This is a genomic window from Paraburkholderia unamae (assembly GCF_003096875.1).
Taxonomy (GTDB): Bacteria; Pseudomonadota; Gammaproteobacteria; order Burkholderiales; family Burkholderiaceae; genus Paraburkholderia; species Paraburkholderia unamae.
This window is the reverse complement of record NZ_QEOB01000012.1, coordinates 72,595-93,502: the sequence shown is the minus strand read 5'-3', so window position 1 is coordinate 93,502 and position 20,908 is coordinate 72,595. Positions and strand designations below refer to the sequence as shown.

General features: G+C 62.9%; 19 protein-coding genes. 8 read left to right on the top strand and 11 right to left on the bottom strand.

Going from position 1 to position 20,908, the window contains the following annotated elements:
- Positions 1-18: 18 nt before the first annotated feature.
- The 3 genes from C7402_RS24420 to C7402_RS24410 are packed head-to-tail and all read right to left on the bottom strand — an operon-like array spanning position 19 to position 2,988.
- Complete coding sequence (locus tag C7402_RS24420) at positions 19-531, bottom strand: hypothetical protein (protein ID WP_133254541.1); 513 nt, start codon at positions 529-531, stop codon at positions 19-21.
- A gap of 7 nt (positions 532-538) precedes the next feature.
- Positions 539-2,323: an alpha/beta fold hydrolase gene (locus tag C7402_RS24415; RefSeq protein WP_116612463.1), complete on the bottom strand. Its 1,785-nt coding sequence runs from the start codon at positions 2,321-2,323 to the stop codon at positions 539-541.
- A 50-nt stretch (positions 2,324-2,373) separates the two neighbouring features.
- Complete coding sequence (locus tag C7402_RS24410) at positions 2,374-2,988, bottom strand: TIGR00645 family protein (RefSeq protein WP_116612462.1); 615 nt, start codon at positions 2,986-2,988, stop codon at positions 2,374-2,376.
- A 552-nt stretch (positions 2,989-3,540) separates the two neighbouring features.
- On the opposite strand from C7402_RS24410, the gene C7402_RS24405 reads away from it, so the two are divergent.
- Together C7402_RS24405 and C7402_RS24400 are read left to right on the top strand one after the other, a co-directional pair.
- Positions 3,541-4,215 carry a LuxR C-terminal-related transcriptional regulator gene (locus C7402_RS24405; RefSeq protein WP_116612461.1) on the top strand — a complete coding sequence of 225 codons (675 nt, stop codon included), beginning with the start codon at positions 3,541-3,543 and terminating at the stop codon, positions 4,213-4,215.
- Positions 4,212-6,104, top strand: a complete 1,893-nt coding sequence (locus C7402_RS24400; RefSeq protein WP_341869257.1) for a sensor histidine kinase — start codon at positions 4,212-4,214, stop codon at positions 6,102-6,104. The genes C7402_RS24405 and C7402_RS24400 overlap by 4 nt, the downstream gene beginning before the upstream one ends.
- A gap of 7 nt (positions 6,105-6,111) precedes the next feature.
- Here C7402_RS24400 and C7402_RS24395 read toward each other — a convergent pair whose 3' ends face one another.
- Positions 6,112-7,590 carry an MFS transporter gene (locus C7402_RS24395; RefSeq protein ID WP_116612649.1) on the bottom strand — a complete coding sequence of 493 codons (1,479 nt, stop codon included), beginning with the start codon at positions 7,588-7,590 and terminating at the stop codon, positions 6,112-6,114.
- A 330-nt stretch (positions 7,591-7,920) separates the two neighbouring features.
- Between C7402_RS24395 and C7402_RS24390 the strand changes: the two genes are divergently transcribed.
- Positions 7,921-9,069, top strand: a complete 1,149-nt coding sequence (locus C7402_RS24390; RefSeq protein ID WP_116612459.1) for a helix-turn-helix transcriptional regulator — start codon at positions 7,921-7,923, stop codon at positions 9,067-9,069.
- A 44-nt stretch (positions 9,070-9,113) separates the two neighbouring features.
- Here the strand turns inward: C7402_RS24390 and C7402_RS24385 are convergent, their stop codons facing one another.
- Positions 9,114-9,746 (bottom strand): outer membrane lipoprotein, encoded by a 633-nt coding sequence (locus C7402_RS24385; RefSeq protein WP_112175128.1) that lies wholly within the window; start codon positions 9,744-9,746, stop codon positions 9,114-9,116.
- Positions 9,747-10,117: 371 nt separating this feature from the next.
- Between C7402_RS24385 and C7402_RS24380 the strand changes: the two genes are divergently transcribed.
- From C7402_RS24380 to C7402_RS24365, 4 genes are all read left to right on the top strand, one after another.
- On the top strand, positions 10,118-11,842 hold the full coding sequence (locus tag C7402_RS24380; RefSeq protein WP_244314925.1) for an MASE1 domain-containing protein: 1,725 nt from the start codon (positions 10,118-10,120) through the stop codon (positions 11,840-11,842).
- A complete protein-coding gene (locus tag C7402_RS24375) occupies positions 11,823-12,488 on the top strand; it encodes a response regulator (RefSeq protein ID WP_116612457.1) in 666 nt (221 codons plus the stop codon). The genes C7402_RS24380 and C7402_RS24375 overlap by 20 nt, the downstream gene beginning before the upstream one ends.
- A 334-nt stretch (positions 12,489-12,822) precedes the next feature.
- A complete protein-coding gene (locus C7402_RS24370) occupies positions 12,823-13,515 on the top strand; it encodes a CBS domain-containing protein (protein WP_112175131.1) in 693 nt (230 codons plus the stop codon).
- A gap of 321 nt (positions 13,516-13,836) precedes the next feature.
- The gene (locus tag C7402_RS24365) at positions 13,837-14,145 is read left to right on the top strand and encodes a DUF4148 domain-containing protein (RefSeq protein ID WP_116612456.1); all 309 of its coding nucleotides are present in this window, start codon (positions 13,837-13,839) and stop codon (positions 14,143-14,145) included.
- A 111-nt stretch (positions 14,146-14,256) separates the two neighbouring features.
- On the opposite strand, the gene C7402_RS24360 is transcribed toward C7402_RS24365, so the two are convergent.
- Both C7402_RS24360 and C7402_RS24355 read right to left on the bottom strand, forming a co-directional pair.
- Entirely contained in the window at positions 14,257-14,712 is a 456-nt protein-coding gene (locus C7402_RS24360) for a lipocalin-like domain-containing protein (protein WP_116612455.1), read from the bottom strand.
- Positions 14,713-14,737: 25 nt separating this feature from the next.
- A complete protein-coding gene (locus tag C7402_RS24355; protein ID WP_116612454.1) occupies positions 14,738-15,502 on the bottom strand; it encodes an SDR family oxidoreductase in 765 nt (254 codons plus the stop codon).
- Positions 15,503-15,605: 103 nt separating this feature from the next.
- Between C7402_RS24355 and C7402_RS24350 the strand changes: the two genes are divergently transcribed.
- Positions 15,606-16,583 (top strand): LysR family transcriptional regulator, encoded by a 978-nt coding sequence (locus C7402_RS24350; protein ID WP_116612453.1) that lies wholly within the window; start codon positions 15,606-15,608, stop codon positions 16,581-16,583.
- 57 nt (positions 16,584-16,640) lie between these two features.
- Here C7402_RS24350 and C7402_RS24345 read toward each other — a convergent pair whose 3' ends face one another.
- From C7402_RS24345 to C7402_RS24330, 4 genes are read right to left on the bottom strand one after another with little or no spacing between them, the layout of a single operon-like run.
- Entirely contained in the window at positions 16,641-17,423 is a 783-nt protein-coding gene (locus C7402_RS24345) for an ABC transporter ATP-binding protein (protein WP_112175136.1), read from the bottom strand.
- On the bottom strand, positions 17,423-18,226 hold the full coding sequence (locus C7402_RS24340; RefSeq protein WP_112175137.1) for an ABC transporter permease: 804 nt from the start codon (positions 18,224-18,226) through the stop codon (positions 17,423-17,425). Before C7402_RS24340 ends, C7402_RS24345 begins: the two co-directional genes overlap by 1 nt.
- Positions 18,223-19,245 (bottom strand): ABC transporter substrate-binding protein, encoded by a 1,023-nt coding sequence (locus C7402_RS24335; protein WP_116612452.1) that lies wholly within the window; start codon positions 19,243-19,245, stop codon positions 18,223-18,225. Before C7402_RS24335 ends, C7402_RS24340 begins: the two co-directional genes overlap by 4 nt.
- 50 nt (positions 19,246-19,295) lie before the next feature.
- Positions 19,296-20,786, bottom strand: coding sequence for an amidohydrolase family protein (locus C7402_RS24330; protein ID WP_208948993.1), 1,491 nt, complete (start codon positions 20,784-20,786; stop codon positions 19,296-19,298).
- Between the last annotated feature and the right edge of the window lie 122 nt (positions 20,787-20,908).

Here is a 20,908-nt window from a genome sequence, read left to right as displayed (position 1 = left end):
CGCCTTCGGAATGCGGGCTTACCTTGCGGCCTCCTTGCCTACCGCCCCGCATTCGTACCGGTGAGTTAGCGGGTCCGCTTTGCAGGCCATCGGTCCGTGGTTGTCAAAATGAACGGCCGCGCGGTCGTTTCCACGCGCGCCGGGGGCGCGCGCCGACGAACGTGGGCGATCGATCATGTTCTGCGTTCGCATCGCATCTGCCGCGGAGGTCTCGCGTTGCTGCTGCGTCTGTCGCTCGCCCTTCGCCATCCCCTGATTGAACTGCGAGCTGAAGCTTCCGGTGTGGTCCTGGCGCGGCGCGTGCGGCGCGCGCGTGGGGTCTGTGCCGCGGCCGTACGTGCCAGGCGACGAATTGCGAATGCTCTCCAGGTCGCCATATGACTGCGCGGCGGCCGATCCGCTCACGCACAGGCAAACGAAGGCTTTGCCGATCAGCAACCACGGCTTGCGGGAAAAATCCGGTCTCATGCTTATACCCCCTTGTACGCCTGATACCCCTGATACGCCGACCCAAAAGATCGGCGTATTCATCGATTTGTTATTGGACCATGTCGCGCAACTTCTTCAGCACCGCTTCTGCCTGTGCGGGATCGGTGTATGTCGTCGCCGTTTGCGTTTGCGCGTTCGCCGCCACGCCGCTGGCCGCCGTTGCAGTTTGTGTGCCTGCGGGCAAGCCTTTCCCCACGCAAATGGTATCGGCCGGAGGCAACGAACCGTTGAGCAGGTAATCAACCGCGTAGCCCAGGACACATGTGCTATCGGTAAACAGTGCGCCGTGGCTGTAATCGGTGTCCTGAATCAGGAGCCTTGAACCCTTCAACAGGGCGGCCGTCGCGCGTGCCCCCGCCAGCGGCGTGGCGCCGTCGTTCTCGTCCTCCAGCAGAAGCATCGGCAAATTCGCCGCGCGCTCGAAGGGCAATGCCTTTCGCGCCGTGAACGGCCAGTACAGACAGGGAACCGAGGAAACACTGCCGCCTCTCAGTGGAGCAGACTGTGCGAGCGAATTTCCCAGATCCGTCCAATACTGTTGATCCCGGTGGGTCAAGGCGCCGTCATTGCAGGTGACCGCCGCATTGGCAGCCGCGCCAACGGCCAGTCCTACCGGCTTTGTGCTGCCCGAGGAAGATGCAACGTACGCGTCGACTGCGCCCGCGGCGATCTCGTGCGCGCGCGCTTCCATGCGTTCGCTTGCCTGTGGAAGGAATTGCCGCCCGTCGACTGCACTCTTGAGCTCGCGTGGAGACATCGCCGGGTTCGCCGCAAGCAAGTCGATTATCCCGTTGACCACCGCCATATAAGTGACGACCCCGTCAATCTGGCTCTGAGCAAACAGCGAGTGATACACGGCGCCTCCGAGCCAGCTTGTGAGCCACGCCGGACCGCGCCTGGAAATGCTCCTGACATCATCCACGCTCGCACCCAGTCCAAAGAGATCGTCATGGGATGCCACGTAGGGCGCCACGATCCCATCCAGAACATGCTGCAACGCCGGGGCCTGCGCGGGCGCATACTCGACAAGAGGAAGGGTGATATCCACGACACTGTCCAGTACCATCCGGCCAGTGCGATCTGGAAACAGGCTCGCATAGCCCGCCCCCAGTGTCGTCCCGTACGACGTACCGAAGTAGTTCAGCTTGTCGTAGCCCAGCGCGGCACGCATCACCTCCATGTCCCGTGCCGTGTATTCGGTATTGATATACGGCGTCAATGGCGTACCGCCACACGCCGCCGCCTCCGCGCGGGCGTCGTCAACGAGTGCATCGATAGCCGCAGCGGAACGATCCGTGTAAACCGTAAGGGCAGGGCCGGCCGCTATCGAGCTGCAAACCAGTTGAACGCTGGACCCCACGCCGCGTGGGTCAAAGCCGATCACGTCATAGGAGTCGGAAAGTTGCAGCAGTTTCGCGCCCACCGAATCGGACGGGTTACCGATCAGCAGCAACTGACTCACATCCAAAGCCTCGTTGAGGCCGCTTACGCCGGGGCCGCCGGGATTCGTCCAGATGGCGCCCAGACGGCTCTCGGGTTTGCCCGCGCTCACCTTCAGGACGCCAATGCCCACGCTGCCTTTCGAAAGGTCGTCGTAGTCGAGCGGCACATTCATCGTCGCGCAACGTGTTCTAGCCGATAGCTGGCTCAGCGCCCCCTGGTCGAGTCCGCTGAAATAGTCCGAACTACAGTCATGCCACGCGACCGCCTGTGTGTAGTACGGCGCGAGCGCCGTGTCGGCGCCGGTGTCGGTTGATCCCCCGCTGCAACCGTACAGTCCAGACACACTGAGAAGAAGAGCAAAGAATCCCAGGCTTTCTAGTTTTTTATTCATGGCCCCGACAAGCTTGTTATGCGTTATGTTTTACTGGAAAGCAAAGCCGCTCATGCAGAGCCGGCGTGCGACACCTCTGCCTTCATTTCCCGGTTATAGTCATTGGTACTCCGAACGGTACGAGGCGCGACCACCCCGTTTCGTTGCTCCACGATCCCCATGAATGCAACGCCCAAGGCCGACAGGACGAAGACGCCGTGGATGATGGTCTGCCACATGATGCCGGCCGGGGTGATGAGCGCCGCGGGCGTACCCAGGCTGCCGGCCTCGATAAACGTGCTCAGCAACTGGATCGATGAAATCCCCACGATAGACATGGCCAGCTTGACCTTGAGCAGGCTTGCATTCACGTGGCTCAGCCATTCGGGCTGATCGGGGTGGCCGCCCAGACGAAGACGCGAGACGAAGGTTTCGTAGCCCCCGACGATCACCATGATCAGCAGGTTCGAGATCATCACCACGTCGATCAGGCCCAGCACCATCAGCATGGTTTCCTGCTCGCTGAAGCCGGCGACGTGGGATACCAGGTGCCAGAGATCCCTCAGGAACAGCACCACATAGACGCACTGGGCCACGATCAGGCCCATGTACAGCGGCAACTGCAACCAGCGCGAGCTGAAAATGAAAAGCGACAGCGGCTTGACGTGTGGATTGGATGAGGTCATGAGAAAGTGAGTGCTGCTCCCCGTTCAATTGGAAAGTGGTGAACCCACGGGCCGCAATCCGTTGACCGGATCGAACAGGCGATACGCCGGTCGTCGCATTCCATGCAGGCCGTATTCACGTTCGAGGGTTCGCTGTTGATGAGCCGAAAAAAGAAACCCGCACAAGCAGCACGCCCAGCGGGTTTTTCAACACACACGCCGCTACGCGGGAACGCGCACCGACGCTTTACCGCTTTCCACGCCCTTCAATCGTCGACTCGGGGCGCGAGGAATACGGGAGCATGCAACGATCAAGCGCTGGCATCGCGCGTGTCTCGCGTGTCTCCCGCCGGATCGAATCGGGCTTGACACGGCTTCAGCACAGGTAGAATGCACACACCCCCGGGTTCCGAAAAGATTATGCAAAGTGTGGGCGAGCGCACATATCACTGAAACCTGGTATTTTGCGACCACCCCCTTCAAAAACCCGTTAGGGACAGCGATTATCGTGATCCGATAGATTGACTCGACTAAATCGTCATGACGACCTCTCCTGAAGACAGTGCCGAATCCATGCTGGTGCGCACGCTTGCGGCCGATCTCGTGCTTCCCGCGCCCGTGCTGCTGGTCGAGGACGATCCGCTCGTGTGCCGCCGGCTCAAATCGTTGCTCACGCAACTGGGTTACCGGGAAGATGCGCTGGCGTTTGCCGGTTCGCTCGCTCAGGCGCGCGCGTGGCTGGCCGATCAGCCGGTCGCGCTGGCGCTGGTGGACCTCGGCCTGCCCGACGGCAGCGGTGTCGACCTGATCGCCGAACTGCATGCGGCGGACCCTGGCCTGCCCGTTCTGGTCGTCTCCGCCTGGAGCACGCAGGACGCGATCCTGGCGTCCCTGCGCGCCGGGGCGGTCGGCTATGTGCTCAAGGAGCGCGACGACATGGAGATCGCACTCGCGCTGCGCAGCGTGCTGCGAGGCGGCGCGCCGATCGACCCGTTCATGGCACGGCGCATCATCGAGGAGTTGCCCGCAAAGTCGGCGGCGCAGCCGGGAGACGCCGGATTGAGCCAGCGCGAGAGCGAAATTCTTCGCCTCGTGGCCGACGGGCTGAGCAATCGCGATATCGCCGAACGGCTGTTCCTGTCGCGCTACACCGTGGAATGCCACATCAAGCACATCTACCGAAAGCTCGCCGTTTCGTCACGTACCCAGGCCGCGAGTGCCGCGCGTCAGCGAGGCCTGCTGGATTGAGCGCGCTCGCGCGATGGTTCCGCTGGTTGCCGTGGTCGCTCTGGCCGCTGTGGCTTTGCACCGCGACCGCCTGGGCGCAGGCGCAGACCACGCCCGCGACGTGCACGGTGCAGATTCTGGCCGTTCATGCGGCCGAGGCCACCGCAGACGGCGGCAAACCGGCGCCTTCGCAATGGCAGCCTGTCACGCTGCCCGACGAGTGGAGTCGCCGCCACCCCGACTTTGGCGGCGTCAGCCTCTGGTATCGCATCGACTGGCAACGGCGCTGCCCCGCTTCAGCGGCGGGCCCGGTGGCCCTGCTGTCGCAGTCCATCGTCATGGCCGGAGAGATCTTCGTCAACGACCATTTTCTCTGGCGCGACAAGCACCTGAGCGAGCCGCTCTCGCGCAGCTGGAACAAGCCGCGCACCTGGCTCCTGCCCGACGTCTGGCTGCACGACGGAACGAACACGCTGTGGGTGCGCGTGGTCGGTGGCGACGCGCGACAGTCCGTGGGTCTCGGGCCGCTCTTTCTCGGCGAGCCTGAACGCATCCAGCAACAATACGAAGCGCTCCAGTGGAGCCACCGCACCCTGTTCGAGATTAACCTCATCGTCTCGGGCGTCATCGGCGTGCTGTTCTTCGGCATCTGGATCCTGCGCCGCGACCAGAGCTTCTACGGCTGGTACGCCTTCTCGTCGCTGTTCTGGACGATCTTCATCGCCAACGTTCTGGCCACCAGCCCGTGGCCGTTTTCAAACAGCCTGATGGTGACCCGCGTGAACACCATGGCGGCGCTGTTGAGCGTCGCGTGCTTCTGCGTGTTCACCTGGCGCTTTGGCGGACAAACCCGGCCGCGCCTCGAACATGCCTTGTGGGCGGCCAGCGCCGCGTTGCTCGCGGCGCAGGTCGTCGTCCCCGACGCCTGGGTCGGTTACGCGCAACAAGCGGGCTTTTTCAGCGCAACGGCCGCTTTTCTCATCAACTGCCTGCAATTCCCCTTTCATGCGTGGCGCACGCGCCGGCTCGAACATACGTATCTCGCCGTTGCTCTCCTGATCCTGCCCGTCGCCAACATCCACGACTTGCTCGTGCTCAAGGCGATCATCCACACGCACCCGGTCTTTCCGTATGCCAACACGGCGTTGACCTTGTCCCTCGCGGCCATCATGGGCATTCGTCATGCGCGCAATCTGCGCCGCATCGAGCGCTTCCAGCAGGAGCTTGCCGAAGGCATCGCGCAGGCGCGCGGCGAGCTTGCCAGGACCCTGGAGCGCGATCATGCGCTGGCGCTCGCCAACACGCGCTTGCAGGACCGGTTGCAGGTCGCCCACGATCTTCACGACAGCCTGGGCGGCTCGCTCGTCCACATGATGGCATCGGTCGAACAGGGCGCCGCGGCGTTGCAACGGGCGCAGGTTCTCTCCATGCTGAAGTTCATTCGCGACGACTTGCGGCAGACCATCGACAGCAACTCGTCGGCGGGCGTCGCCGTGCCCGCATCGCCGCAAAAGTGGATCGCGCCCTTGCGCCACCGGTTCACGACCTTGTTCGACGAGCTGGGCGTCGACTCCGACTGGCAATTTCCACAGGCCTGGCGCACGCCGCCGAATGCGATGCAGTATCTGGCGCTCACACGGCTGGTCGAGGAGGCGCTGACCAACGTGATCAAGCACAGCCGCGCGCGGCATGTGCGGCTCTGGCTCGCGCAACCCGCTGCTGACGAACTGGTTGTCGGGATCGAGGACGACGGAGTCGGCTTCGACGTGGACGCGGTCCGCCAGGCCGATATCAGCATCGGAATGCGTTCGATGTCGGTGCGTATCGGTCGTGCAGGCGGTGCGCTGGAGGTCGCTTCGGAACCGGGGCGAACCACGTTGAAGGCGCGCATGACAGTGACACGGTCCTGAACGACGCTCAGGGGCTCGCCGTCACCGGCCCTTCCATGATGTCGTGCGGCTTCGGCACCCCGATCCTGATCGCCAATGCGGCGAGCAGCACCATGGCGACGTTGAACCACAACGCGACTGCCGCGGCGAACCGGAGTTGGTCGGGCTGACCGGCCGCCACGGCGCGCACCGGCGAGAGACCGCCCGGCGCCGTTAGCGCGGTGAAGATCGCGGCCGATATCGCGATGCCAAACGCCGTGCCGAGCGACGACGCCATCTTGTAGATGCCCGAAGCCGCACCGGCCCTGGCGTCCGCGACGCTGGACAGCGCAGCGTCAGTGGAAGGCGTCGCGTAGATGCCCAGCCCGGTGCCGAGCAGGGTGAACCCCATAACCGCGATCATGACGTAGCCGGTCGCCGTGACGTATGTGAAGGTCGTGAGCGCGATGCCGGCCGCCGTCATCGCGCAGCCCAGCAACATCGGGCGGCGTGGGCCGCCGCAGCGCTGCTGCATTTTCTCGCCAACGCGAATCGCCACCAGAATGGCCAGCAGGTAGCCCGTTGTCAGCAAGCCCGACTGAAGCGAGGAAAGTCCATAGGCCTCCTGAACGAGAATCAAGACGACCAGCAAAGCCCCGGCGACGCCGTTGAGAAGAAAATTCGACAAGGTGGCGGCCAGGTAGATCGAATTCTCGAAGAACCGAAAATCGACGAACGGGTGAGCGCAGCGACGTTCGGCGTAAATGAATACGCCCAATGCCCCCGCGAATGCGACCGCCAGCGCGAGCACGACAGGACTCGACCAGCCCAGTGTCGCCCCCTGCCCCACCACGACATTGAAAGCGACCATGGCAATGAGCAATGCGATCAAACCGGTCCAGTCGAACGACTGCGTCGCGACTCGCGCATCGCCGCGGCTCTCAGGCGTTCCGCGGATCAGCATCGCGCTTGCCGTTGCAACGATAATTGACATCCAGAAGATCGATCGCCACCCCATCGTCGCATCGACCAGACCGCCCAGCAGCGCGCACAGGCCCGACCCGCCCCACGAGCCGATCGACCAGAAACTCAGCGCCCGCTGCCGCGCCGCGCCGGTGTAATAGGCTTTCATCAGGGCGAGGGTTGCCGGCATGATGCAGGCCGCCGATATGCCTTGAATGATGCGTCCGGCAATCAGGAATATCGCGGTACCGCACGGAGAAGCCGCGATCAGAACCGACCCGATCACGCTCAGCGCCAGTCCCGCGTAAGTCATCCTCACGCGGCCGAAGCGGTCGGCCAACCCGCCCGCTATGACGATAAAGACCCCGGAAAACAGCGCCGTAATGCTCACGGCTATATCGCCGATGCCATTGTCGATCCGCAGTTCCGTGCGCATGACCGGGAGCACGTTGAGCGTGGTCTGGGCGAACAGCCAGAACGTCACGACTGCGAGCACGATTCCCGCGATGAGCCTGTCGTGGCCCTCGTAAGCGGCGGGTTGAAACATCGTGTCGGGCATCGCCATTTTTTTCTCCGCGCGGTTTGGCATCCGTTCAACAACGCGCCTTCAAACGTCCGCCGCCCGACCTCGCCCGAACGTCGACATGCACGACGCTCTGCGCCTGAGGAGAACATCGGGCACGCGTCGGCGTGGTAGTGGTAGTCGTGGTGGCAGAGGGCACGGCAGGCTCACGCCTTGACGGTCGATGGCGGGATGGGTGGCAAGGAAAATGGCTGTCGGCTGAGCCTCTGGTTTAATCAAACGCAGCGTGAATCTTTGCCTATACTTTCGTCTAACTTACGTGCGCTTGACACTCCCATTTGGGAGGGAAATCAGCGTCGCAAGGGAGCGGGCATGACGCGCGTCGAGACGATTCACCGGGCTATCCGGCACGTTTATGAGGCCGCGCTCGCGCCGGAGGATTGGCCACGCGCCATTGCCTCTATTGCCGAGGCGGGTGAAGCCGGCAAGGCCATGCTGCATGCGCAGGAACGCGAAGCGCCAGGCCTTGCGATCTCCATCGGCTTCGATGCGAACAGCGCATGGCTCCTGCAACGGGAAATCGAAACCCGCATGCCCGACTGGATCAAGGCCATTCCCGTGGGCAAGGCGCTGCGCCAGTCATCGGCGATCTCGGATACGGATTTCAAACGTTCGGACATCTACAGAGAAGCGATCCGGCCCGCCGGCGGCTTTTACGGCATCGTCGCGCCGCTGGTTCGCGAGCCCGAACGGCAGGTGCTCTTTTCGATGGGGCGTGAGCTGGGGAAGGCCAACTTCAGCGACGACGATCTCGGCGCGCTCACGCTGATCGTTCCGCATTTGACGACTGCGCTACAGGTACGAAAACGTCTTGACGCAGCGGACCTTCGCGCGAAGGGTGCGTATGACGTGCTGACTCACCTGGATATCGGCGTGGTGCTGTTCGATGCCGCAATGCGGCCTATTTTTGCCAATCGCTGCGCCGAGGCGCTGGCGCGTTCCGGCGACGGCTTGCTGCTTTCCGGGAGGTCGGTGTCCGCATCGCGCCCATCCGATGCGAGAAGCCTGAGAGCGGCGATCGCGGCGGCCATCGCGCTGAACAACACGGGCCGCGACGCGAGTGAAACCGCTATTCGACCTCAAGCGCCGATGCGCTGTTATCTCTCGCGCAGTCCGCCGCGTCTTCCACTTGTTGTCCGCGTCTTGCCCGTCAGTGCGTCGGACCTGCTACAGGGCATCAGCGCGAGCACCCGTGCCGCCCTGTTCGTGATCGAGCCGGACAGGCAAGTGGCAATCGATCCGATGGTGCTGGCCGCGACTTTTGAATTGACGCGACGTGAAGCAGCGCTCGCCGCGCTGCTCGCACGAGGAATGGAGCTTGCAGAAGCCGCCTCGCAATCCGGTATCGCAATCGGAACGGCGCGCGGATATCTTAAGCAGATTCTGGCGAAGACCGCCACGCACCGGCAGGCCGAACTCGTCTCACTGTTGCTGCGTGGCGGGCTGCACATTACGCGCTGAACGGCACGACAACGCGCATGGCCGGCGGTATCCGCAAGCCGCAATCAGTAGCGCGCAAGCTGGCTGCCGTTGACTTGCACGCGGTCGCCGGGGCGCAGGTCGCCAGGCGTCGGCACATTGAACGCGCGCACTGAACCGTCGCTCAACTGCACGTCGATCTGGAATCCCGCGGGCTGGCCCATCTGCTGGCCGATCTGGTTGCCTGCGTAGGCGCCGCCGAGCGCGCCGATGACGGTCGCGGCGTCGCGGCCGTGGCCACCGCCGACCTGATTGCCGAGCACGCCGCCAACCAGCGCGCCGACTACCGTTCCCGCAATGCCCGATGTGCCCGTGGCGTTGCTCAGGGGCCGGATGCTCGAAATCGTGCCGTACTGGGCGCCGTACTGCGAGCCATTTTGATTGCCGTATTGCGAGTTGTATTGCGAACCGTACTGACCATTGTTTTGCGTGTCATATGGCTGTTGCGGCGCGGGCGGCGGTGCATAGGCGGGTTGCTGCACGGTGCCGGGTTGCGCGTACGCGGGCTGGCTATACGCCGGCGCTGCATATTGCCCTTGATAGCCCTGCTGCGCGCCGTAAGGCGTGTAGCCCGGAGCAACGCATGCGGACAACGAAAGACTTGCAGCGGCAACCAGCGCTGCGGCGAGAACGGAACGGGTAGAGAGCATGGGCATCACGGTGTAGTTTGCATTGCCGCCGCGCCGTGCATGGCAAGCGCAATTGGAAAAGCGGTTGCGCCGGAGTATACGGAAAGCCCGCGCGCACGTGCGCCGCGCGACGGTAACAACATGTAAAGTCCGTTGCCGTGTGAATGACGGCGCTCGCCGCGATATCGCGACCGTGATGATTCCGTGCGTGCGCAGGGCGTGCCGAACGTGTGCGGGCTTGATGCATCGATGCATGCATGACCTCGATGCACGAGGCGCGCTCTGTAGTGTTTGATTAACGCGGTGGGTGCCACCACAATCAAGATGTCAGGTCGCGAACAAGACCGGCCGGGAGTGAATAGAACAAGCGACACAACAGCGACGCGAAGTTCGAACGTTCGTTGAAAGGCACATTCACGCTCCTGGTCCCCCGGCTTCTGCGTTTGAAGCGAACCATGATTACCATTCGGTACCATTCCAGGTTCGGCCTCTTCCTGCACACCGGAATTGTTGCATCGGCGTATTTCGCAGGTGCGAAGCTAGGCCTTTCCTATGCGGTAGTGGGCGGTGCGATCTCTCTGGTATGGCCTTCCAGCGGCATCGCGCTCGTTGCGCTGCTCGCCATGGGCATGGCGGTTGCCCCCGGCATTGCCGTCGGCTCCTTCCTCGCCAATGTCTCGGTGGGCGTGCCGGTCGCTGTGGCCGCGACAATCGGCATCGGGTCCATGCTCGCACCGTTGACGGCAACCCTGCTGCTGACGCGCGCGACCCGATTCCAGATCAGCCTTGACCGCATCAACGACGTGCTGGCGTTCATCGGCCTCGCTGCCGTGGCGAGCACATCGATCAGTGCGGTGATCGGCACGACCGCCCTGCTGGGAGGCGGCCTCGTGCCGGCCGAGGGCTACGGGGCGGCCTTTCTGAAATGGTGGCTCGGCGACATGATGGGGGTTCTCGTCATGGCGCCGTCCCTTTTCAGCGTCCTCGCCTATTCGAACCCGGTGCGCTCCAGGCAGCGGGCCGTCGAAGCGTGCGGACTGCTTGCCGTGACCTGCTGGGTGAGCTACCTCATCTTCGGCGCGCCGCAACTGGCCGGGCACGGCTACTATCCCGCGGCGCTCGCGATCTTCCCGTTCATCATCTGGGCGGCGCTGCGCTTCGATCGCCTCGGTGCGAGCATCGTGACCCTGACGATCTCGGCCGTGGCCATCTGGGGCACCACCCACGGCACCGGGCCGTTCGCCGCCGCATCGGCTGTGGACAGCCTCGTGAGGTGGTGCGCTTTCGCCAACGTCGTGGCGGCAACGGGACTGCTGCTCGCGGCGGCGCGCGCCCAGGAGCGGGGCGCCCATGACCTGCTGCGGGCAGCCCATATCGAACTGGAGCAACGCGTGCAGGCGCGAACCGAGGACCTGGAGAAAGCCAACAACGAACTCAAGGAAGAGATCGTGCGCCGCCGCCTGCTGGAAGGGGAACTGATCCGCATCGGCGACCAGCAACAGCGGCTCATCGGCCAGGAGTTGCACGACGGACTCGGGCAGCACCTGACGAGCCTCGGCCTGTACTGCGCCGCCTTGAACCAGAAGCTTCAGACGCAGGGCCACCCGGCCGCCGCCGACGCCACCATCGTAGTCGGCCTGGTGAAGCAGGCGTCCTTGCTGACCCGCAGGATCGCCCACGGACTGGACCCCGTGGCGATGGAATACGGAGGCCTTGCGGCCGCGCTGCACGGACTGGCCGAGACGGCGCGCGCGCTCAACGGCGTGGATTGCGTGCTGAGCATCGCGCCGGATGTGGACTTGCTGGACCCGCTGCTGCAAATCAACCTGTACCGTGCGGCACAGGAAGCCGTCAACAACGCGCTGAAATACTGTCACGGCCAGCGCATCTGGATTGACCTGGAGCGCTCGGGCGGTCAGCAGACGCTGTCGATCAGTGACGACGGCGTCGGCATCGACCACGAAGACATGGAGCGCGCCTCGGGTCTCGGGCTGCACAACCTGCGTCACCGCGCGAGCCTGCTGGGCGGCTCCTGCACCGTGTCCCGCAACGGTCTGGGCGGCACCACCGTCGCCATCAGCTATCCGCTACCGGAGGGCTCCGGCCATGCCCAGGCAACGCGCTAGCTCTCAACGCGCGACTCAAATCCTGATCGTGGATGATCACCCCATCATCCGGGACGGCATGACGCTGTTGCTGAATCTGCAAGAGGACCTGCATGTTTGCCGTGCCGCCGGCAACGCCGAAGAAGCGCTCGCGGCGATGGAGTGCGGGCCCGATGTCGCCATCGTGGACATCAGCCTGCAAACGGACTCCGGCCTCGAACTGGTGAAGACGCTGCGTCATCGATATCCGGACCTGGCCATTCTCGTCCTCAGCATGCACGACGAAAGCCTGTTTGCCGAACGCGCCCTGCGCTGCGGGGCAAACGGGTATCTGATGAAACTCGAGGCCACGGATCATGTCGTGGGCGCCATTCGCGACGTGCTGGCCGGCAATATCTACATGAGCGCCGCCATGCATGAGAAGCTGGCGCGCGCGCTGGCCGTCCCTCGCAAACAACCCGAAGGTCCCATCGCCAGTCTTTCGGAACGGGAATTCGAAGTGCTGCACCTGATCGGGCTCGGCTTCAGCACCCGCGAAATTGCGGAGAAGCTGAGCCGCAGCGTGAAGACCATCGAAGCGCATCAGGCCAATATCAAGGAGAAGCTCAATATCCGCAACGGCAAGGAGCTCACGCGGTTCGCCATTCAGTGGATCGAGAGCCAATAGCGTGAATCACGCCAATACGGTTAAAGCGCCATTCGGGCTGAGCCCGTGCGTCGAATAAGGCGATCCCCTAGACGCTTTTAGGACGGACACCTGATTCATGCGCATGGGGTCGGCGCATATAGTCGTAACTATCGGCGTGCCAGCCAGCTGGCACTGTCCATGCACCCACGTGGACCCGTTGGTGGCGTGACTACCCGCGACGTCACCACCCGTCATCCGTCGACGGTATGCAAATTACCGTTCACCGCGCACCTTTCACCAGGGAAGCGCCCTCAAACGGAATATCGCATCAGCTCGTTGAACCCGAACGCCTCGGCACGCCGAAGGAGCGATCATGCGCGCATTCGACATCATGACTACGTCGGTCGTCACCGCCAGACCGGACATGACGATCCACGACGCGGCAAAGCTGTTCGTCGACAACCATATCGGCGGCATGCCGGTCGTCGACGACCGCGGACAGGTGGTGGGCATCGTCAGCCATCGGGACCTGCTGCATCGCGTGGAGAACGGCACAGCGCACAGCAGGCGCCCGTGGTGGGTAGAAGCGCTTGCGTCGTCCCCGCGCGACCAGGCGGCGAGGTATGTGAAAGAGCACGGTCGCTTCGTCGGCGACGTCATGTGCGACGCGGTGATCTCAATCGCCGAAGACATGCCCCTCCAGCAGATCGCCGACCTCATGGAGCGCCGCCACCTCAAACGCGTGCCGGTGCTCAGGCAAGGCAAGCTCGTCGGCATCGTGTGCCGGGCAAATCTGATTCGCGCGCTCGCCAGCGTCGAATCGCGCGTGGACGCTCAAGCGCATGACGATGCGAGCCTGCGCGACGCGATCGTGCGGGAAATGCGCGGGCAGCGCTGGGGATTGCCCAAACAGGGCGTGCTCGTCAAGGACGGCGTCGCGCATCTGTGGGGCGTGATCGAGTCCGACGAGGAAAAGCGCGCGATCCGCATCGCGGCCGAGGGCGTGCCCGGCATCAAGCGCGTAGAGAGCCACGTGGAGTTTCCGGGCGTGACGCCAACGCTGTAGCGCCCCTCAACCGCCCATCGTTTGCATAGGTTCAACCCCGTCTCGCTCGAAGCTGCCATACACGCCCCGAGCGAGGCCCGTTCGATACAGGAGGAAATCAGCGAAGCGAAACGGCTTGCCTTGGCGCCGCTCGCGTTCGTCGCTTGTATTCGTCGCTTGCATTCCCGTTACTGGGCGGCTTTCCGGCCGCCCAGGTCGGTCGGAAGTGCGGCCAGTTCTCCTGAATGTCTCCTGCTTCACGGCATCGATGGATCGTTGAAGCCGGTTGCATGCAAGAGCGCTCGCCGCACCCTACGTGGCAATCGCTGGAGGTAGCGCATCATGAAAACCCTTGTTCAAACTGTCGTTGTCCTGACTGTCATGGCCGCTCCGGCCATCTCGCTCGCTCAATCGAACGGCCCAGTGACGACTGAGCAAGTCCGCGCCGAGCTCGTCCAGCTCGAACAGGCCGGCTATCGCGTCGGCGACGGGGACAACGCAACGTATCCGGCCGAGATCCAGGCGGCCGAAGCCCGCGTGGCCGCGCAGAACGGCGGAAGCAGTTATGGCGGCGTGATCAGCGGGACGTCGGCATCCGGAGCGCCCCCCGCGCCCGTGACCGGCCTGAAGCCCGTGTACTTCGGTCAGTAAGCCATTGCGCTCACGCACCGTTTTATCGAAAGCCCTTCTTCCAGACGGAGAAGGGCTTTTTGCCGGGCGCGCATTGCCTGCTGAGCGCAGCCAACGCGCGGTCTCGCGCACTCAGTTCGCACCGGCGCGCCGCCAGCGCAAATAAGAGTTGACCAGTTTGCCGCCGGAGTTGATCGGCCTGGCCGTGCTCAGGCTCAGCACGTTGCCTTCAATCTTGACGACACGCGGCTGCGTCTGGCCAATCCAGTTGGGGAACAGCGATATGAACATCGAGTGGGTGAGCGACTGCGTCGCTTCGTCCACCTCGAACGGCCCGGTATAGGCGATATAGCTGCTGCCCTGCGCCTCGTATTCCTGCGCGCTCCCCTTGAACCAGTCGCCGGAAGCAAAGGGCATGCGCTCCTGGCGGCACAATTGCGCGGACATGTAGCCGTCCGGCGTGTACATGATGATGCCTTGGGGCGTTTCGCCAAAAGGATAGAGCGTGCCGGAGCCGTCGACAGGTTCCTCGACGTACGAGACCAGTTTCCAGGCGCCGATCAGTTGTTCACGCAAAGTGGCTTTCATCACATCATTTCCTGTGTTCGAAGATTTACGACGCCTGCTGCATGTCGTTGTCGATGGGGAGCAACTGGCCGGAGATCGACTTGCCCGCGTCCGAGGTGATAAAGAGCGCGAGGGCGGCAATGTCGTTGGGGTCGACGAAACGCTGCAACGATTGCAGTGACATCGCCTCGCGCCGCTCGTCCTCGACCGGACGGCCGCTGAGCTTCGCGCGCCCCGCGAGTACGTTCTCGATGCGCTGCCCCGCCACGGCGCCCGGCAGAATCGCATTCACGCGAATGCCCCATTCCCCCAGTTCGCGCGACAAGGTCTTCGTGAAGCCGATGAGTCCCCACTTGCTGGTCGAGTACGCGCTGCGATTGGGATAGCCGAACCGGCCCGCCACCGACGACATGACGATGATCGACGCCGCACCCGATTGCTTGAGATGCGGGATCGCAAGACGGGTCACGTTGAACGTGCCCCCCAGATTGATCTGCATGACTTTGTCCCACGCGTCGGGATCGAAGCTTTCGACCGGGGCCGTCGGTCCCGAGATGCCCGCGTTGTTCACGAGCACGTCCAGACCGCCGAGCACGCCGATGGCTTGCGGCACCACCTGCTCGATCTCGACTCGACTCGACACATCGCACTTGAATGTTTCGACGCCTGGCAACTCCGCGGCGAGCATCTTGAGCGCGGCTTCGTCGATGTCGATCACCGCCACGCTCGCGCCGTTTTGTGCGAAGGCATGCGCCATGGCGCGTCCAATGCCCGATGCGCCCGCCGTAATCAAAACCCTTTGGCTTCCCATGTCGCCCTCCTCGTGTTCGCTTGACACGACTCACTATAGGCGGCGCACATCAATCCATGAAATCGTTTGTTATTATCACTCGCATAACTGTGATGGATAGGTCATGGATCTGACGCGCATTGATCTCAACCTGCTGGTCTCGCTCGACGTGCTGCTCGCCGAATGCAATGTGACGAAGGCGGCAGCGCGGCTGCACATCAGCCAGCCGGCGCTTTCCGCGCAGCTCGCCCGCCTGCGGAACCTGTTCGACGATCCGCTGCTGGTCCCGCTGCAAAAGGGCCGGGGCATGAATCCGACCGCACGCGCGCTGGCGTTGCACGGCCCCCTGCGCTCGGCGCTCAAGACGCTGGGCGCGGTGGTGCAAACCGAACTTACGTTCGATCCCGCAAAAGACCAACGGGTGTTCCGCATCGCGCTCGGCGACAACGCCATGATCGCCGTGGGCGCGCCGCTTGCCGCGCACATGGCGTCGCAGACGAGCGGCAACGTGAGGATCGCCTTCAGCATGAGCGAGCCCGAACGCATCGGGCGATTCATGGAAGAAGGCGAATTCGACGTGCTCATCGACTCGGAGCGCGCCATTCCAGGCGGCCTGCTTGCGGCAGTGCTGCGCGAGGAGCCGTTCGTCATGGCGCAGCGCAAGCACCACCCTCGTGGAAAGCGGCCGCTGAACCTCAAGACGTATTGCGCGATGCGTCACGTCGTCGTCTCGCCCGACCGCGACAATTTCCGGGGATATATGGACGGTTATCTCGAAGCGCTTGGCCAGCGCAGGAATACGATCCTTGCCGTGCCGCAGGCGGGCATGATCCCGGACATCCTGGCCGGCTCCGATTGCGTGTGCACGCTCCCGCGCATGCTCCTCTCCCGCTGCCTGGATGTCGTCGATATATTCGATCTGCCGTTCCCCTGCGAACCGTATCGGCTATCTCTCGCGTGGCATATTCGCGACGACAACGATCCTGCGGTGAGGTGGCTGCGCGAGCAGATTTTCGCGCTGGAGAAGGTGGACAGCATATCGCGCAAGCGGTCAACGTCTTCAACGAACCGCCGCAAACGCCACACGGAAACCAGGCGCTGAATACGTTCAGGACACCAATGTATTTTTACACAGGCCCGATCCTGACTTGTCGCTTTGCTAGATGTTCTCCGCCATCGCACGCACCGTCTGATTGATCCGCGTCTTCATATGAAAGAACGTGTCGCTGTCTCGCAACGCCAACGTGCGCGTGGCGCCCAGGTGAGACGTGACATCGATGTCCTCCAGCACCCGTGCGGGTCGCCGTGAAAACACGATGATCCGGTCCGCAAGGAAGACGGCTTCCTCGACATCGTGAGTGACAAAGATCACGGTGCGCGCCTCCTCGCTCTGAATACGGCGCAGTTCCACCTGAAGCTGCTCGCGCCGCTGCGCGTCAAGCGCGCCAAACGGTTCGTCCATCAGAAGCACTTCGGAGCCCGCGGCCAGCGTTCGCGCGATGGCCACCCGTTGGCGCATGCCCCCCGATATCCTGTTCGGGAAGGTGTCCGCGAATTCATGAAGGCCGACAAGGCGCAGATAATAATCGGTGCGGCGACGCTTCTCTTCCTTGCCAAGGTCGGCCCGGTAGCGCATGCCGAAGGCCACGTTCTGGCCGACGGTCAGCCACGGAAACGACGAATACGATTGAAACACCATGCCGCGCCGCTGGTCGGGCTTGCCGACCGGCTCACCCTCAAGACGGATTTCGCCGGTGCTCGGCGTGTCGAGTCCGCCTGACATGCGCATCAGGGTCGTCTTGCCACAACCGGAAGGTCCGAGAAATACAACGAACTGGCCTCTCGGGATCGTCAGATCGAAGGGTTTTTCGACGACCGGCAAGCCACCGAACTGTTTCGTGACCCCGTCGAAAACCAGATACTCTGTCGTTCGAATGTTCATTAATCAGCACTCTTGAGATAGCGGAACATCCGCCGATGTAGCGCGCGAATCATCTGGTCGCTCACGAGCCCGATGATGCCGATCACGAAGACGCCGGCCATGACCTGATCTGTCTGCATGTAACGGCGCGCATTCCAGATGACGAAGCCGAGGCCGCTATCGGACGCCACGATTTCAGCAATGATCAGGTAGGTCCAGCACCATCCGAGCGTAATGCGCAAATTGTCAACCAGATTGGGCAGCATCGATCGCCAGGCAATATCCGTGAGAATCTGGAACGGACGGCCGCCGAGCGTACGCGCGATCTCGATGTATTCGTGGGGAACGCGATTGGCGTCGTCGACCACGAGCAGGACCAGCTGGAAGAACGTTCCCAGCCACAGCAGGAAGATCTTGGTTTCCTCGCCGACGCCGAACCAGATAATGCTGATCGGCACCAGCGCCGGTGTCGGCAAGTACCGGATGAAGTCCACGATCGGTTCCAGCGCGGCGTTGATCGGACGATAGCTGCTCATCAACAGGCCGATGGGAATCGCCATTGCCGCCGACAACGCAAATGCCGCGAGAATGCGCCCGATCGAAATCAGCGCGTTGCCGACGATCTGCCCTTCGAGGGTCATGGTCCACAGGCTGCGGGCGATCTCGATGGGCGACGGCAGAAAAGTGGGATCGACCCAGCCTTTCCATGACGACACCTGCCACACCAGCAAGACTGCGAAGCTGGCGCCCAGGCCAACAAGAACGTTGGCCAGGCGGCTGATGCTGCCACGAAAGGCGAAGGCGTTCTGAAGCGGCTTGTTCACTTGAGGTCGGCGGCCGAAATGGATTGCAGAGCCGAACCGTCGAATGAACCGGCGGCCGACAGCGTATGGTCCGATGCGCCGTTCGCAAGATTCAGCTTCATCAGCGTATCGAAAGTCTTGTAGATGGAACCCGGCTGCCCGGCCGCGCCGAAATATTGCTTCGCGGTGTCGAGCGACGTATAGGAGAGGCTTCCATCGATGCTCGCCTTGAAGTCTTTTTCGCTCTGGCTAAAGTGCGGCGCGGCAAGACGGATAAAGTCGGCGGGCTTGGCGTTGTAATACGCAATCGCCTTGTACACGCCGATCAGGAAATTCTTGTAGGCGAGCGGGTCGGCCTTGAGTTTCGACTGGTTGACGATAATGGCATCGACAATCGTACCCGGATAGCTTGCCGATGAAACCAGAATATGAGCGCCGCGTTTCTCGCCCAGTGTGACTGCCTTGTTCATGAACGGCTGGAACGTCCCTATCGCGGCAACGTTGCGGTCCGAAAACACCGATAGCGCATCGGATCCCGCAGTCTGCTTGACCGTCATGTCCTTGTAGCTCAGCCCGGTCTTGCTCAGTTCGAGTTGCAGCAGGAGATACGCGGGAATATCCGTTTCCATCGCCACCACCTTGCCCTTCAGGTCGCTGACCTTCTGGATCGAGCCGTCCGCGACCACGCCGTCGCCGCCGTTGGACTCGTCGATCGTGCCGATCATGACGCCCGGCGTCGAGGGGCTGCGCGGGCGACGCTGATAGTCGTCGACGGTGCGCATGTCGACTTCGATATCGCCGTGTGCGATGCCTGCGAGCGCGTCGGCCTGTTCATCGTCGAACTTGACGGACACATTCAGCCCCAGCTTCTTGAAGTAGCCAAGATCGTTCGCCACAAAAACCGGCGCGAAGCCTGACCAGTTATTGCAGATCACGCGAATCGTCTTGTCCTCGGCGTGAGCGGCCTGACTGGCGGCGACCAGTGCGAAGGCGAGCATCGCCGCACGAGCGCTGCCCCGATGATTGAGTCGTTTTGACATGAGTGGTATTCCTAACGAATTAGCAGAATGGGAACGGCGAAGGGGAAAGATCAGCTACGCGCTGGATCGGCGTCGCCGACCCAACGATTCATGCGCACATCGACAGCAAGCGACTTCTGGTACATCGCGCGGTAATGGGGAAGCCATTCGGCGGCGTCGCGCATCAAGGTGTCGCGCTGCCCGGCAGCGGCCGCCATGATGGCGCGGGCCTCCTGTCTCAGGGCCGATTCGTCGATGGTCTGTAGCTTGCCGTCGCGCATCACCACCTGCCCCGCGACCATCGTCATGACGACCGCACGGCTTGCGTCCGCATACACGAGCTGGCGCGCGATATCGTTGAGCGGCGTGAACGGCAGCGTATCCAGATCCAGCATGATCAGATCGGCCTGGAAACCCGCCGCAAGACGGCCAAGCCGGTGTGCCTGACGCATCGCGGTCGCGCCGCCCCTGAACATGCACTGAAGGATCTCGCTCGCTACGGGCCACGATTCGGGATTCGGATCGCCGATCGTATGAATCAGCGCCGCCGTTTTCATGACCGACCACAGGTTGACCGCATCGTCCGCGATGATTTCATCGGACCCGAGCGCAATCGGAACCCCCGCTTGCGAAAGCCGCCGGAACGGCATGACGCCGCTGCCGAGCCGCAGATTGCTGATCGGGTTATGAATCACCTGGGCACGAGATCGCGCCAGCAGCGCAATATCGTCGTCGTCGATCCACACGGCGTGGATCACATTCATGCGTTCGGACAGCAGCGCGAGGTCGTCGACATACTGGATCAGCGAGCGGCCGTTCAGGCACACTTCGCCAAACACGCGCTGCAAGCGAGTCTCCAGCATGTGGATGTAAAACGGCAGATCGTGTGTGCGGCTGAGTGCGTCGAGCGCTCGCAGATAATCGACGCTCACGCGCTGCGGCGCCGAACAGGACACCGCGGCGCGCAGCCGTCCGTCACTGGATTGATGCCACGTCTCGATCAGATAGCGATAGTGACGCAGCAGGTCGTCCGTCTGCATGGGCGCGGGGGCTTCGAGCCGCGCCCGGAGTCCGGCGGGAACGAGGTCGCCGAGAAACGGAAGCTTGGCGATTTCAGGCAGGTTGGGCTGGTCGAGCGCCACCGTCGCCCGAATACCGATATCGCGATAGGCGCTCATCACCGCGTCGATTTCGGCATGACTCGGGGTCGGCAGGAAGAACGCATCGTCCTGCACCGAAGTGACGCCGATCTTCAGCATTTCCGCGGCGCCGATCTGCGTGCGGACATAGGCGCTGCGGGCGGATACCGCTGCGTCGGGAATCGCAGGCACTTCGTAGAGCATGAAGAGTTCGAGCGGCAGACTGTCCAGCGCGCCCTTCAGGAAGTTCGTCGGCGAATGGAAATGCGCGTTGATCAGGCCCGGCATGACAAGCTGTCCGCTGCCGTCTATCACGAGATGCGCATCGCCAATGCCTCGTGACGCATCCGGGGCGATTTCGCGGATCTTGCCGTGTTCGATGACGATGTCCGCGCGGCCATACTGCGGGCATGCAGGATCCATCGTCAGTACGCAGGCATTCCTGATGACGGTCAGGGGTGCCACACCGTCGCTTGTCGGGGCCGTAGAAGCATTCGCCGGCCCAACAGGGTTGTCGCTCATCGCGATCACCTTTTTGCTGGACG

What these genes read in the sequence shown, in the direction of transcription:
- C7402_RS24420 (WP_133254541.1), bottom strand. Translation starts at nt 531, where the DNA reads ATGAATACGCCGATCTTTTGGGTCGGCGTATCAGGGGTATCAGGCGTA.
- C7402_RS24415 (WP_116612463.1), bottom strand. Translation starts at nt 2,323, where the DNA reads ATGAATAAAAAACTAGAAAGCCTGGGATTCTTTGCTCTTCTTCTCAGT.
- C7402_RS24410 (WP_116612462.1), bottom strand. Translation starts at nt 2,988, where the DNA reads ATGACCTCATCCAATCCACACGTCAAGCCGCTGTCGCTTTTCATTTTC.
- C7402_RS24405 (WP_116612461.1), top strand. Translation starts at nt 3,541, where the DNA reads ATGCTGGTGCGCACGCTTGCGGCCGATCTCGTGCTTCCCGCGCCCGTG.
- C7402_RS24395 (WP_116612649.1), bottom strand. Translation starts at nt 7,590, where the DNA reads ATGGCGATGCCCGACACGATGTTTCAACCCGCCGCTTACGAGGGCCAC.
- C7402_RS24390 (WP_116612459.1), top strand. Translation starts at nt 7,921, where the DNA reads ATGACGCGCGTCGAGACGATTCACCGGGCTATCCGGCACGTTTATGAG.
- C7402_RS24375 (WP_116612457.1), top strand. Translation starts at nt 11,823, where the DNA reads ATGCCCAGGCAACGCGCTAGCTCTCAACGCGCGACTCAAATCCTGATC.
- C7402_RS24370 (WP_112175131.1), top strand. Translation starts at nt 12,823, where the DNA reads ATGCGCGCATTCGACATCATGACTACGTCGGTCGTCACCGCCAGACCG.
- C7402_RS24365 (WP_116612456.1), top strand. Translation starts at nt 13,837, where the DNA reads ATGAAAACCCTTGTTCAAACTGTCGTTGTCCTGACTGTCATGGCCGCT.
- C7402_RS24360 (WP_116612455.1), bottom strand. Translation starts at nt 14,712, where the DNA reads ATGAAAGCCACTTTGCGTGAACAACTGATCGGCGCCTGGAAACTGGTC.
- C7402_RS24355 (WP_116612454.1), bottom strand. Translation starts at nt 15,502, where the DNA reads ATGGGAAGCCAAAGGGTTTTGATTACGGCGGGCGCATCGGGCATTGGA.
- C7402_RS24350 (WP_116612453.1), top strand. Translation starts at nt 15,606, where the DNA reads ATGGATCTGACGCGCATTGATCTCAACCTGCTGGTCTCGCTCGACGTG.
- C7402_RS24345 (WP_112175136.1), bottom strand. Translation starts at nt 17,423, where the DNA reads ATGAACATTCGAACGACAGAGTATCTGGTTTTCGACGGGGTCACGAAA.
- C7402_RS24335 (WP_116612452.1), bottom strand. Translation starts at nt 19,245, where the DNA reads ATGTCAAAACGACTCAATCATCGGGGCAGCGCTCGTGCGGCGATGCTC.
- C7402_RS24330 (WP_208948993.1), bottom strand. Translation starts at nt 20,786, where the DNA reads ATGGATCCTGCATGCCCGCAGTATGGCCGCGCGGACATCGTCATCGAA.